At 70.1% G+C, this 12,929-nt stretch carries 13 protein-coding genes and 1 other RNA gene; 9 read left to right on the forward strand and 5 right to left on the reverse strand.

Annotated elements, in window-relative coordinates; translation table 11 throughout:
- The first annotated feature begins 1 nt into the window (after window position 1).
- Genes BJY20_RS14400 through BJY20_RS14425 form a run of 6 tightly spaced genes read left to right on the forward strand, consistent with a single transcriptional unit; the run spans window position 2 to window position 4,759 of the window.
- Entirely contained in the window at window positions 2–865 is an 864-nt protein-coding gene (locus BJY20_RS14400) for a Nif3-like dinuclear metal center hexameric protein (RefSeq protein WP_185992166.1), read from the forward strand.
- On the forward strand, window positions 862–1,605 hold the full coding sequence (locus BJY20_RS14405) for a CT398-like coiled coil hairpin domain-containing protein (protein WP_185992167.1): 744 nt from the start codon (window positions 862–864) through the stop codon (window positions 1,603–1,605). The genes BJY20_RS14400 and BJY20_RS14405 overlap by 4 nt, the downstream gene beginning before the upstream one ends.
- Window positions 1,605–2,522: a reverse transcriptase-like protein gene (locus BJY20_RS14410; RefSeq protein ID WP_185992168.1), complete on the forward strand. Its 918-nt coding sequence runs from the start codon at window positions 1,605–1,607 to the stop codon at window positions 2,520–2,522. The genes BJY20_RS14405 and BJY20_RS14410 overlap by 1 nt, the downstream gene beginning before the upstream one ends.
- A 32-nt stretch (window positions 2,523–2,554) precedes the next feature.
- Window positions 2,555–3,067 carry a hypothetical protein gene (locus BJY20_RS14415; RefSeq protein WP_185992169.1) on the forward strand — a complete coding sequence of 171 codons (513 nt, stop codon included), beginning with the start codon at window positions 2,555–2,557 and terminating at the stop codon, window positions 3,065–3,067.
- Window positions 3,068–3,125: 58 nt separating this feature from the next.
- Window positions 3,126–3,536 carry a rhodanese-like domain-containing protein gene (locus BJY20_RS14420; RefSeq protein ID WP_185992170.1) on the forward strand — a complete coding sequence of 137 codons (411 nt, stop codon included), beginning with the start codon at window positions 3,126–3,128 and terminating at the stop codon, window positions 3,534–3,536.
- On the forward strand, window positions 3,533–4,759 hold the full coding sequence (locus BJY20_RS14425) for an O-succinylhomoserine sulfhydrylase (protein WP_185992171.1): 1,227 nt from the start codon (window positions 3,533–3,535) through the stop codon (window positions 4,757–4,759). The genes BJY20_RS14420 and BJY20_RS14425 overlap by 4 nt, the downstream gene beginning before the upstream one ends.
- Window positions 4,760–4,762: 3 nt before the next feature.
- On the opposite strand, the gene BJY20_RS14430 is transcribed toward BJY20_RS14425, so the two are convergent.
- Window positions 4,763–5,509 carry a peroxide stress protein YaaA gene (locus BJY20_RS14430; protein WP_185992172.1) on the reverse strand — a complete coding sequence of 249 codons (747 nt, stop codon included), beginning with the start codon at window positions 5,507–5,509 and terminating at the stop codon, window positions 4,763–4,765.
- 36 nt (window positions 5,510–5,545) lie between these two features.
- Here BJY20_RS14430 and BJY20_RS14435 point away from each other — a divergent pair, with 36 nt between their 5' ends.
- The 3 genes from BJY20_RS14435 (at window position 5,546) to ctaD (ending at window position 9,491) form a co-directional block, all read left to right on the forward strand.
- On the forward strand, window positions 5,546–7,003 hold the full coding sequence (locus BJY20_RS14435; RefSeq protein WP_185992173.1) for an RNB domain-containing ribonuclease: 1,458 nt from the start codon (window positions 5,546–5,548) through the stop codon (window positions 7,001–7,003).
- Window positions 7,004–7,107: 104 nt separating this feature from the next.
- Window positions 7,108–7,689 carry a TMEM165/GDT1 family protein gene (locus BJY20_RS14440; RefSeq protein WP_185992174.1) on the forward strand — a complete coding sequence of 194 codons (582 nt, stop codon included), beginning with the start codon at window positions 7,108–7,110 and terminating at the stop codon, window positions 7,687–7,689.
- Window positions 7,690–7,763: 74 nt separating this feature from the next.
- Window positions 7,764–9,491: an aa3-type cytochrome oxidase subunit I gene (gene ctaD, locus BJY20_RS14445; protein WP_185992175.1), complete on the forward strand. Its 1,728-nt coding sequence runs from the start codon at window positions 7,764–7,766 to the stop codon at window positions 9,489–9,491.
- 11 nt (window positions 9,492–9,502) lie between these two features.
- Here ctaD and rnpB read toward each other — a convergent pair.
- The 4 genes from rnpB to map form a co-directional block, all read right to left on the reverse strand.
- Window positions 9,503–9,883: RNase P RNA component class A (rnpB, locus tag BJY20_RS14450), an RNA gene on the reverse strand.
- A gap of 12 nt (window positions 9,884–9,895) precedes the next feature.
- The gene (locus BJY20_RS14455; RefSeq protein WP_185992176.1) at window positions 9,896–11,167 is read right to left on the reverse strand and encodes an APC family permease; all 1,272 of its coding nucleotides are present in this window, start codon (window positions 11,165–11,167) and stop codon (window positions 9,896–9,898) included.
- 71 nt (window positions 11,168–11,238) lie between these two features.
- Window positions 11,239–11,991 (reverse strand): polyphosphate--glucose phosphotransferase, encoded by a 753-nt coding sequence (gene ppgK, locus BJY20_RS14460; protein ID WP_185992177.1) that lies wholly within the window; start codon window positions 11,989–11,991, stop codon window positions 11,239–11,241.
- A 2-nt stretch (window positions 11,992–11,993) separates the two neighbouring features.
- Window positions 11,994–12,890, reverse strand: a complete 897-nt coding sequence (gene map / locus BJY20_RS14465) for a type I methionyl aminopeptidase (protein WP_425484160.1) — start codon at window positions 12,888–12,890, stop codon at window positions 11,994–11,996.
- Between the last annotated feature and the right edge of the window lie 39 nt (window positions 12,891–12,929).

Consider the following 12,929-nt stretch of genomic DNA (forward strand, 5'->3'; position numbering starts at 1 on the left):
CATGAGCACACTGCGCCTGCGTGACGTGCTGGCTGTCCTGGAAGAGATGTACCCGATCGACTCGGCCCAGTCCTGGGACCGGGTCGGTCTGGTCACCGGCGACCCGGACCAGCCCGTGCGACGAGTCCACGCCGCGGTCGACCCCACCCTCGAGGTCATCGAGGAGGCCCGCGACGCGGGCGCGGACCTGCTCATCACGCACCACCCGCTGCTGCTGCGCGGCGTGCACTCGGTCGCCACGACGAGCGCGAAGGGGGCGAGCGTCACCTCGCTCGTCGTCTCCGACACCGCCCTGTACGTCGCCCACACCAACGCCGACGTTGCCGATCCGGGTGTGAACACAGCCCTCGCGCAGGCCTGCGGGCTGACCGCGACGGAGCCACTCAGCGTCGAGGAGGGCAGCGCCCTGGGCAGGGTCGGTGACCTGGCCCAGGAGGTCTCCCTCGCGGACTTCGCCGAGCGGCTTGCCGGCGCCCTTCCTCCCGCACCCGGTGGCATCCGCGTCTCCGGTCCGGCCGGCGGTCGGGTGCGCCGGGTCGCCCTGCTCGGCGGGGCCGGTGACGGCCTCATCGACGTCGCCCGTGCGGCGGGTGCCGATGTCTACGTCACCGCCGACCTGCGCCACCACCCGGCCCTGGAGGCCCGGGAGGAGGCCATCACCGCTGGGGGGACCCCCTTCCTCATCGATGCCGGCCACTGGGCGAGCGAGTCCCTCTGGCTGGAGCAGCTGCTGGACCGGCTGCGCAACCGCCTCGCAGCCGCCGGCGCCGACATGGTGGGATGGGAGACCCACGTGAGCACGATCTGCACCGACCCATGGACCTTCACCGTCGGCGCACAGACAGCCCAAGGAGATCCCCAGTGAAGGCAGACCCCTTCGTCCAGGCACGGCTGCTCGAGCTGCAGGCGCTCGACACCCGGCTGCAGCAGATCGCCCACGCCCGCACGCGGGTGCCACAGGTCGCCGCCCTCGAGCAGGCCGTGGCCGAGCTGCAGCGTGCCCAGGACGACGTCGTGCGCTCCGAAACCGGCCTGAGTGACATCCGCCGCGAGGTCGCCCGAGCCGAGGCGGATGTGCAGCAGGTGCGCGACCGGGCCGCCCGCGATCAGCAGCGCCTCGAGACGGGAGCCGGCATGACCTCTCGTGACCTGACGGCGCTGCAGAGCGAGATCGAGTCGCTCGCGCGCCGTCAGGGCGACCTCGAGGAGGTCGAGATCGAGGCCATGGAACGCCAGGAGGCCGCCGAGGAGCGCGTTGCCTCCGGGAGCGAGAAGCAGGCCGAGATGCAGGCCGAGGTCGAGCGGCTGACCCGTGAGCGCGACGAGGCGCTGGCCGAGCTCGACGCCGAGAAGGAGCAGGTCGCCGCGCCCCGCGCCGAACTGGTGGCGAGCATCGATGACGCCCTGATCACGCTCTACGACCGGATCCGTGAGAAGTCCGGTGGCCTGGCCGCCGCGGAGCTGAAGCACGGCCGCTGCGGAGGGTGCCAGCTCGAGCTCAACCCGGTCGACCTCGCCTCGATCGAGAAGGCACCCGTCGACGAGGTGGTGCGCTGCGAGGAGTGCGACCGCATCCTCGTGCGCATCCCGGCTCCGCAGAGCTGATGGGGCGCTCCCTGCGCGTCGAGGCAGATGGTGGTTCCCGGGGCAACCCCGGTGTGGCCGGATACGGGGCCCTGGTCCGGGACGTCGAGACCGATGAGCTGCTCGTCGAGCTCGCCGCCCCGCTGGGGAGGGCCAGCAACAACGTCGCCGAGTACCGCGGCATGCTCGAGGGCCTGCAGGCCGCCCGGAGCATCGACCCCGGCGCCGACGTCGAGGTCGCGATGGACTCCAAGCTCGTCGTCGAGCAGATGTCGGGTCGGTGGAAGATCAAGCACCCCGACATGCGTGCCCTCGCTCTGCGGGGGCGCGATCTCGTGGCCGAGATCTGCGCTGCCGGCGGCTCGGTCGAGTTCACCTGGCTACCCCGCGAGGCCAATACGGCCGCCGATGCCCTGTCCAACCGGGGGATGGACGGCGAGGACGTGCAGGACTGGCACGCCGAGCAGGTCCCGCAGCCGCCCCACCCGGGACGCGGCGAGCCGACCCGCGTCGTCCTGGTGCGCCACGGCGCCACGGAGCAGGCGAAGCGTGCCGGCGTCCGGGTGGCCGCCCTCGTCGGCGACGCGGACGTGCGCGTCCTCACCTGCGATCTGGCGCGGGCCCGGCAGACCGGCGGCATCCTCGCCGAGCGGCTCGAGGTCGAGCCCCAGGCCGATGCGGGCTGGGGAGAGCGGTCGCAGGAGGAGACCCATGACCACATGGCCACCAGGGTCATCGCCGCGTGGGAGCGCGCCGTCGCCGGAGGTGGCACCGTCGTCATCGCCTGCCCCCGCGTGCCGATCCTCCTCGTCCTCGCGCACGTCCTCGGCATGCCGCACGAGCGGATGGGGCGCCTGGCCAGCGCCCCGGGCTCGCTGACCGCGATCGAGGCCTGGCCCGACGGCGAGGCGGTCGTCGCCTTCACCAACCGGACCTGAGGAGCGCAGCGATCGAGGACCTTCCCACCTGGTTGACCGCGTCCGGCGTCGTCGGCGCGGTCGTCTTCGGGCTGCTCTCGGCGTACTTCCCGCCGCTGAACGCCGAGATCTACGCGGTGGCCGCACCAGTGATCTTCCCCGACCTCTGGGTCCTCCACGTGTCCGCGATGACGGGCGGGCTGGTCGTCGGCAAGGTGACCCACTTCATCGCCGCTGAGAAGGGGGCGGAGGCCTTCGTCAAGCGACGTGAGGAGAAGGAGGCGCGGACTGCCGCCAAGTCGCGGCGGCCACGGGGTGCCGTCAGGGAGCGTCTCGCGCGGTGGAGCAAATCGATGATCGACGTGCTCGATCGTCCGCGACTGGGGCCTCTGGTCATACTGGCCAGCTCCGGGGTGGGCTTCCCGCCGCTGGCCGTCGTCACGGTCGCTGCGGGCATCAAGGGGATCTCGCTGACCCTCTTCGTCGTCGTGACCACGATCGGGTGCCTGGCCCGATTCCTCATCACGTCGTGGCTGGTGGTCCAGGGCATCCAGCTGGACTTCTGAGCGTCTCGGGCTCCGATCGGCGTACCGGGCTCGCGGCGTCCGCGCATACTCTGTGCGCATGACGTATGCCGGAGACCTCAGCCCGCAGCAGACGTGGGAGGGCCTCGTGTCCGACCCGCAGGCCGTCCTGGTCGATGTGCGCACCCAGGCGGAGTGGGCCTTCGTCGGGGTCGCCGATCTGACTGCGATCGGCAAGGAGATGGTCCCCATCGAGTGGAGCTCCTTCCCGACGGGCACGCTCAACGGCGCCTTCCTGCAGCAGTTGCACGAGGCCGTGCCGCTGCAGGCGCCCGTGTACTTCCTCTGCCGCTCCGGTGCGCGCTCCGCAGCCGCCGCCGAGGCCGCCACGGCCGCCGGCTGGACCAGCGCGTACAACGTCCTCGACGGCTTCGAGGGGCCCGTCGACGAGCAGGGACACCGGTCCGTCGCCGGCTGGAAGCAGGCCGGGTTGCCGTGGCGGCAGGGGTGAGCGAATCCCCCTTCGGCCCGGGCAACCCCGAGCCCTACCTGGACCCGAGCGGCTTGTCGCCGCAGACGCTGGCCGTGCGGGGCGGTCAGGCTCGCAGCACCTTCGACGAGACGTCCGAGGCGCTCTACCTGACCTCGGGCTTCGTCTACGGCAGCGCCGAGGAGGCCGAGGCGGCGTTCTCGGGGAGCGTGGAGAAATACGTCTACTCGCGCTACGGCAACCCGACGGTCGGCATGCTCGAGGAGCGGCTGCGCGTGCTCGAGGGCGCCGAGGCGGCCTTCGCCACGTCGTCGGGGATGTCCGCGGTCTTCACCGCGCTCGCGGCGCTCCTCGGTGCGGGCGATCGTCTGGTCTCCTCGCGCTCGCTCTTCGGCAGCTGCTTCGTGGTTGTCGACGAGATCCTGCCGCGATGGGGCGTGGAGACCGTGCTCGTCGACGGGAGGGACCTCGACCAGTGGCGCGAGGCACTGTCCGAGCCGACGACGGCGGTCTTCTTCGAGACGCCGAGCAACCCGATGCAGGAGCTCGTCGACATCGCCGCCGTGAGCGAGCTCGCCCACGCCGCAGGGGCGCAGGTGGTGGTCGACAACGTCTTCGGCACGCCCGTCTTCTCCCGGCCGCTCGACCACGGCGCCGACGTCGTCGTCTACTCCGCGACCAAGCACATCGACGGCCAGGGACGCGTCCTCGGCGGAGCGATCCTCGGTCCGGCCCGCTACATCGACGGCCCCGTACGCAACCTCATCCGGCACACCGGACCGTCCATGTCGCCCTTCAACGCCTGGGTGCTGCTCAAGGGCCTGGAGACCATGGACCTACGGGTGCGTCGTATGGCCGAGTCCGCGCTCGTCCTGGCGCGGGAGCTGCAGGCACACCCGCGGGTGACGCAGGTCATCCATCCCTGGCTGCCGGACCACGAGCAGCACGAGCTCGCCCGGACCCAGATGAGTGGTGGCGGCACGGTCATCACCTTCGCCATCGACGGCGGCAAGGCCGAGGCCTTCGCGCTGATGAACGCCCTGCGCCTGGTCGACATCTCCAACAACCTCGGCGACTCGAAGTCACTGGTCACCCACCCCGCGACGACGACCCACCGCCGCATGGGCCCGCAGGGGCGCGCAGCCATCGGCATCACCGACGCGACCGTGCGCATCTCCGTCGGCCTCGAGGGGGCCACCGACCTGGTCGCCGACCTCACCGCGGCCCTCGACGGGCTCGGCTGAGCGCTACCTCGCGGTGACGTCGAGGAGAAGGGGGCCGGCCCCCTTCGTCGGAGCCGACAGGTCGACCTCGAAGGCAGGCTCGAGCGCGGCCACGAGCGCCTCCGGGGTCCGTGGCTCACGGTCCACGCCCAGCAGGTGGCGGGCGACGAGGCCCCGTGTGTGCTTGGCCATGTGGGTCGCTCCCGGGACGCGCACGTGGACCCACCGCTTCACGGTCGCCCCCGCGGGCTGCCAGGCCGCTGCGTACGTGCTCGAGCGGCAGTCGACCACCAGGCCGGCTCCGGCCGCCGCGGTCAGCTCGGGATCGAGGACCTCGCGCCAGTGGGTAGCCAGCGGACCGACGCCCGGGAGATTGACCGCCATGGACAGCCGGTAGGGCGGGATGCGGTCGCCGGGGTGGACTGCGCCGAAGAGCGCCGAGACGATGACCAGCCAGCGACCGGCGCGACGCTTGGCGCCGGGGGAGAGGCTCGCGAGGTCCAGCGCGTCGTAGAGCACGCCGCTGTAGACGTGCGATGCCGGTGGCGCCGGTGCGGTCGTCAGGGCGGTGTTGCGGGCGACTTCCGCGACGAGGTTGGGGCTGACCCCCAGCACCTCGTGGGCGTCCTCACGGGCGCTGACGTCCGCGAGGGCGGCCAGCACACGCCGCCTCGCCGGGGTCAGGGCGGGGAAGGACAGCGCGTCGAGGTCAAGGGCCTTGCCCCGGGAACGACCGGTCTTGGACTCCGACGGAGGCAGTAGCACGAGCACGCCGGAACCCTACGGGGTGCGCCTAGGGTGTCCAGCATGGGACAGCGCAGTGGCATCCTCCGACCAGCCGACCCAGCGACCCGCGAGGGCGTCGATGCTGCCGGCCTGCGCTCGCGCCTCGACGCGCTCCGCGCCGAGCTGGAGGTGCCGGAGGAGTTCCCCGCCGAGGTGCTCGTCGAGGCCGAGCGCGTTGCCGCGCAGCCACTCTCGCTTCCGGAGCGGGACGAGACCGACGTGCCCTTCCTCACCATCGACCCACCCGGGTCCATGGACCTCGACCAGGCGATGCACCTCTCCCGTCATCGTGACGGCTACCGCGTGCGCTACGCCATCGCCCACCTGGAGTCCTTCGTCGAGCCGGGCGGCGCCATCGACGCAGAGGCCCGCCGTCGCGGCCAGACGATCTACGCCCCCGACAAGCGCACGCCCCTGCACCCGCCCGTGCTCAGCGAGGGCGCCGCCAGCCTGCTGCCCGACGAGGTCCGCCCCGCGTACGTGTGGGACATCCGCCTCGACGCCCGGGGCGAGCACACGGCCGCCGAGGTCTACCCGGCGATGGTGCGCAGCGTCGATCGCCTCGAGTACACCCAGGTGCAGGCGAGCGTGGACGAGGGGGGAGACGACGAGCGCCTGGCGCTGCTGGCGGAGATCGGCGTCAAGCGCATCGCGCTGGAGCAGGAGCGGGGCGGTGCCTCGCTGCCGATGCCCGATCAGGAGGTCGAGCAGGTCGAGGGCGGGTTCCGGCTCCGGCTGCATCCGCTGGTGCCCGCCGAGGACTGGAATGCCCAGATCTCGCTGCTCACCGGCATGGTCGCCGCCGAGATGATGCTGCACGCGGAGGTCGGCATCCTGCGCACGATGCCCGGGCCCGGGGAGGACGCGCTGCGCCAGCTGCGGCAGATCGCCTCGGCTCTCGAGGTCGACTGGCCGGCCGAGCAGACGTACGGGGATCTGCTGCGATCGCTCGACGGGAGCGACTCCCGCCACCTCGCCCTGATCCACGAGTCGACCGTCCTCTTCCGCGGAGCCGGGTACACCGTCTTCGACGGGGGAGTGCCCGAGCTCGTCGAGCAGGCCGCGATCGCAGCGCCCTATGCCCACGTCACGGCGCCGCTGCGGCGCCTGGTCGACCGCTTCGGCCTGGCCCTGTGTGCCGCCGTGAGTGCCGGTGACGAGGTCCCGACGTGGCTGCGGCAGGCACTGTCGGAGGTGCCCGACCTGATGGAGGCCTCCGACCGGCTCGCCGGCGGCGTGGAACGCGGCGCCATGGACGTGATCGAGGCGGCCACGCTCGTCGACCGGGTCGGACAGACCTTCACCGCAGTCGTCATCGACGTCCCGGACGGCGAGGGTGAGGGCGAGATCGAGATCCAGGTCATCGACCCGCCCGTCATCGCCCGGGCGAAGGGGAAGGCCGACCTCGGTGACAAGGTCTCCGTGCGCCTGTCCGAGGTGGACCCGGATCGGGGCAGAGCGACCTTCGAGGTCATCTGAACCACCCCCTTCGCCATGGATTATGGTGGCTGTCGAAAGGGAGTAGTCCCCAACAAGATTGTCGACACACGGCTCCTCGCCCGGGTGGACGAGGAGCCTTTTTCATGGTTGAAGCACTGGTGCTCAGCACCGTGGTCATCTTCGTCGCCGAGCTCGGCGACAAGAGCCAGCTGATGGCGATGACCTTCGCCACCCGGTATCGGGCCCGTGACGTCATCCTCGGGATCACCGGGGCGACGCTGCTGGTGCACCTCGCCTCGGTGGGGATCGGTTACTTCATCGGATCGAGCTTCGAGAAGTACCAGGGCCCGATCGCCGTCGCCGCCGGCATCGCCTTCCTCGGCTTCGCGCTGTGGACGCTGCGCGGTGACGAGTTGACCGAGGACGAGGAGCAGAAGGCGAGGAAGGCCACCGGCTCCGCCCTGCTGGCCGTCGGTATCGCCTTCTTCCTCGCCGAGCTCGGCGACAAGACGATGCTCGCCACGATCACGCTCGCGGTGCGTGAGGACTGGTTCGGCACCTGGATCGGCTCGACGATCGGCATGGTTGCCGCCGATGCCCTGGCCATCGCCGTCGGGGCCGTCCTGGGGCGCAAGCTGCCCGAGAGGATCATCACCTACGGCGCCGCGGCCGCCTTTGCGCTCTTCGGCATCGTGCTCATCGCGGAGGGACTGGGCTGGATCTGACCCGGGCACGGGGGCTCGATTCGTCCAACACGGCAGGAGTATGGTAAGCAAATCGCCACGTCAGGGAGGCATCGATGTCGACCATCTCCGGGCCGCTGTCCCGGAACACGAACGAGACGGAGATCTCGGAGAAGACCCTCGTGCGCCGGGAGAAGGCGGGAAGCCAGTTCTTCCGCCTGATCACCTCGACGGACCACAAGGTCATCGGCCACATGTATCTGGTCACCGGCTTCGTGTGGTTCCTGCTCGGTGGCCTGATGGCGCTGGTCATCCGGCTCGAGCTGTGGGCCCCGGGTCTGCAGGTGGTGGACAACCCCGAGCAGTTCAACGAGATGTTCACGATGCACGGCACGATCATGTTGCTGTTGTTCGCGACCCCGGTCTTCGCCGGCTTCGCCAACGCCGTCATGCCGCTGCAGATCGGGGCGCCGGACGTCTCCTTCCCGCGGCTGAACATGTTCGCCTACTGGCTCTACCTCTTCGGCGGCATCATCGCCGCAGCCGGTCTGCTCACCCCCGGTGGTGCAGCGGCCTTCGGCTGGACCGGGTACGCGCCGCTGTCCAACCCGACCTACAGCCCCGGTGTCGGGGGTGACCTGTGGGTCTGGGGGCTGGCCCTGGCCGGTTTCGGCACCATCCTGGGTGCGGTCAACTTCATCACCACGGTCATCTGCATGCGGGCCCCGGGCCTGACGATGTTCCGGGTGCCGCTCTTCACCTGGACCGTCCTGATCACCTCGGTGATGATCCTGATGGCCTTCCCGGTCCTGGCCTCGGCCCTCATCGCGCTGGGGGTGGACCGCCGCTTCGGTGGACTGATCTTCGCTGCCGACAGTGGTGGTGCCCTGATGTGGCAGCACCTCTTCTGGTTCTTCGGCCACCCCGAGGTCTACATCATCGCCCTGCCGTTCTTCGGCATCGTCTCCGAGATCACTCCGGTCTTCTCCCGCAAGCCGCTCTTCGGATACAAGACCATGGTCTTCGCCACCATCGCCATCGCGGGCCTCTCGGTCTCCGTGTGGGCCCACCACATGTACGCCACCGGTCAGGTCTTCCTGCCCTTCTTCGCGGTCATGACGATGGCGATCTCCATCCCGACAGGATTGAAGTTCTTCAACTGGGTCGGCACGATGTGGGGCGGCAAGCTCGAGTTCAAGGCGCCATTCGTGTGGGCGCTCGGCTTCCTGGCCACTTTCCTCTTCGGTGGCCTGACGGGCATCATCATGGCCAGCCCGGCGATGGACTTCCACATCCACGACACGTACTTCATCGTCGCCCACTTCCACTACGTGCTCTTCGGCACGATCGTCTTCTCCACCTTCGGCGGGATCTACTTCTGGTGGCCGAAGTGGACCGGAAGGATGCTGGACGACTTCCTGGGCAAGGTCCATTTCTGGCTGGTCTTCGTCGGCTTCCACACGACCTTCCTCATCCAGCACTGGTTGGGTGTGGAGGGCATGCCGCGCCGCTATGCGGACTACATGCCGGAGGACAACTTCCAGCTGGCGAACCAGATCTCGACGGTCGGCTCCCTCATCCTGGCGGTCAGCTTCCTGCCCTTCTTCTACAACGTGTGGAAGACCCAGACGAGCGCACCGATGGTCGAGGTCGACGACCCGTGGGGCTACGGAGCGAGCTTGGAGTGGGCGACCTCCTGCCCGCCGCCGCGGCACAACTTCACGTCGATCCCGCCGATCCGCTCCGAGCGGCCGACCTTCGACATGAACCACCCCGAGTACGCACCCAAGGCGCTTCGGGCGCGTAGGGCGCCGCTCCCAGCGGGGTCACCAGATCCCCGGTAGGTCAAGGGATGGGGATGAGTCGGCCTGTAAGCCGGGTTCTGTTCTCCGGCCCCGTTGCCGGGGTCGGAGCGACGACCATCCATCTCGGGTCGCCGTTGCCGACGACCTCCAGCGTCCTACCCGTGCGCTCGGGCGGGCCGCCCTCGAACGCGCACTGTCCGGACTTGCTCCTGGTGGGGTTTACCGAGCCGATCCGGTCACCCGGATCGCTGGTGGTCTCTTACACCACCCTTTCACCCTCACCTCGTCCACCGAGGTGGACGAGGCGGTCTGCTTTCTGTGGCACTGTCCCGCGGGTCGCCCCGGGTGGCTGTTGGCCACCACCACGCCCTGTGGAGCCCGGACTTTCCTCGACACCGCCGAAGCGGTGACGCAGCCGTCCGGCCGACTCATCCACCAGCAGTCTACGCGTCGGGCCCCTCGCGCGTGGTGTACCGCGCCCAGCCGATGAACGCCCCGATCGAGAGAATGACCACTCCGGCGACCACGGACTGCCAGGGCATGAGGACGGCGACGACGACGCAGGCCACGAGACCGAGGGTCGGCACGATCTTGGCGGCCGGGCGCCGCTCGAGCGTCAACGCGCTGGCATTGGCGATTGCGTAGTACGTGAGCACGAGGAAGGAGGAGAATCCGATCGCCCCGCGCAGGTCGACGAGCACGATCAGCATGATCACGAGACCGGCGATCACCGCCTCCGCGCGGCGTGGCGTGCCGTGGGGGCCGTCGACCACGGCCAGCGCCGGCGGCAGGTGACGGTCCCGGGCCATGGCCAGCAGGGTGCGGGACGCGCCGAGGACGAGCGCGAGCAGCGCACCCCCGGCAGCCAGAACGGCAGCCACGCGTAGGGCCGGCCCCAGCCACGGCCACGAGGAGATCTCCGCGGCCTCCGCCAGTGGGGCCTCACGGGCAGCGACCCAGCCGGCCCCGAGGGAACTGGTGAGTGCCACCGCGACGAGCGTGTACAGGGCGAGCACGATCACCAGGGCGATGCCGATGGCTCGCGGGATCGTGCGGCGCGGGTCGGTGATCTCCTCACCGAGCGTCGCCACCCGGGCGTAGCCGGCGAAGGCGAAGAACAGGAAACCCGCACCCTGGATGACACCGATGACGGTGCCCGACCCGGGAGCTGCCGGCGGTGGGGTGTCGACGGTGACCGGGGGAGCGACGAGCATGACGAGGCCGAAGGTGACCACGAGTGCCATCACGAGCGCCACGATGCCGAAGGCCACGCGGGCGGAGCGCTGCACACCCTGCAGGTTGAGGGCGAGGACGGCGAGGACGACCACGACGGCGATCGGCTTGGCGAAGTTGGGCCACACGTGCACGGCGAGGGTCATGGCCATGGCAGCGCACGAGGCAACCTTCCCCACGACGAAGGCCCACCCGGCCAGGTGGCCCCATGGCACACCCAAGCGCTCCCGCCCGTAGACGTATGCCCCGCCGGAGTGGGGGTATCGGGCCGCGAGGCGGGCCATGGAGTGGGCATTGGCGCTCGCCACGGCGGCCGCGATGACGACGGCGAGGGCCAGCCACCGGCCGGCGCTGGCTGCTGCCGGGGCGAAGGCGCTGAACAGGCCCGCCCCGATCATCGCTGCGAGGCCCAGTGCGACGCCGTCCCGCAGGCCCAGACGTCGATCCAGGGGCCGAGTCGGCGCACCCGAGGAGTTCGTCATGGCCACCACCCTGCCGCATCGCGGGCGTGGGCGTTCGCCACATCCGCACCCGTTGGGGACACGGTCCGGTGTCAGTTTCCTCGTGCGGCCAGGTGGGCGGCGCCGATGATCCCGGCCTTGTTGCGCAGCTTGGCCGGGACGATCTCGGTGCGCAGGTCGAGCAGGGGCAGGAACTGGTCGGCCTGCTTGCTCACGCCGCCACCGACGACGATGAGGTCCGGTCGCAGGAGCGACTCCAGGCGGGCGTAGTACGTCTGCAGGCGCTGGGCCCACTGCTGCCAGTCCAGCCCCTCGCGGTCGCGCACGGACTCGGCGGCGCGGGTCTCGGCGTCGTACCCGTCGATCTCCAGGTGGCCGAGCTCGGTGTTGGGCACGAGCACCCCGTCCATGATCAGGGCCGAGCCGATCCCGGTGCCCAGAGTGGTCAGGACCACCAGGCCCTTGTGCCCCTTCGCGGCTCCGTGATGGAGCTCGGCGACGCCTGCAGCGTCCGCGTCGTTGACGAGGTGGATGGGTCGACCCAGTCGCTCGCCGAAGAGCGTGTCGGCGTCCAGGTCCACCCAGGAGCGGTCGATGTTCGCCGCGCTGCACACGACCCCGTGGGTGACGACGGCAGGCAGCGTGATGCCCAGCGGGACGTCCGTGTCGAGCGAGAAGTGCTGCGCGATCTGCTCGACGATGTCGCAGACGGCGTCGGGCGTCGCTTCCTCGGGCGTGGCGATGCGCAGCCGGTCCTCGGTGAATCGGCCCTTGTCCAGGTCGACCGGTGCTCCCTTGATCCCGGATCCGCCGATGTCGATGCCCAGGGCATGGTGGGTGGCCATGTCTACCCTCCGGCCGACGCTTCGAGGGTGAGGATCTCGTTGCCGTCCTCGGTGATGAGGATGGTGTGCTCGAACTGGGCGGACCGGCGCAGGTCCTTCGTCACGACGGTCCAGCCGTCGTCCCACAGCGTCCACTGCGCGGTGCCGAGGTTGAGCATCGGCTCGACGGTGAAGGTCATCCCCGGTTCGATGACGGTGTCGTAGGAGGGTGCCGAGTCGTAGTGGGGGATGACCAGGCCGGAGTGGAAGGAGGTGCCGATGCCGTGGCCGGTGTAGTCGCGCACCACCCCGTAGCCGAAGCGGTTCGCGTACTTCTCGATGACCCGGCCGATGACGTTGATCTGCCGCCCGGGCAGTGCTGCCCTGATCCCGCGCATCGTCGCCTCGTGAGTGCGCTCGACGAGCAGGCGTGACTCCTCGTCGACGCCACCGGCGAGGAAGGTGGCGTTGGTGTCACCGTGGACGCCACCGATGTAGCCGGTGATGTCGATGTTGACGATGTCCCCGTCCTCGATGCGTCGGCTGTCCGGGATGCCGTGGCAGATCACCTCGTTGATCGAGGTGCACAAGGACTTGGGGAATCCCCGGTAGCCGAGGGTCGAGGGGTAGGCGCCGTGGTCCAGGAGGTACTCGTGACCGACCCGGTCCACCTCGTCGGTGGTGACACCCGGGACGACCGCGCGGCCGGCCTCGGCCAGCGCGCCCGCTGCGATCCGGCCTGCGGTACGCATCAGCTCGATGGTCTCGGCACTCTTGATCTCGGATCCGGCGAAGGGGGTCGGAGCGGCCTTGCCGACGTACTCGGGTCGGTCGATACCTGCGGGGACGGCGCGGCGGGGTGACACCACGCCGGGGATGACGGTTGCGGTGGACGCGGACATGCTGTGGAGTCTAGGCAACGGGCGCTGGCACGATGCGCTCCGGTGTGCGGGTACCCG

Source organism: Janibacter cremeus (assembly GCF_013409205.1).
GTDB classification, from domain to species: domain Bacteria; phylum Actinomycetota; class Actinomycetes; order Actinomycetales; family Dermatophilaceae; genus Janibacter; species Janibacter cremeus.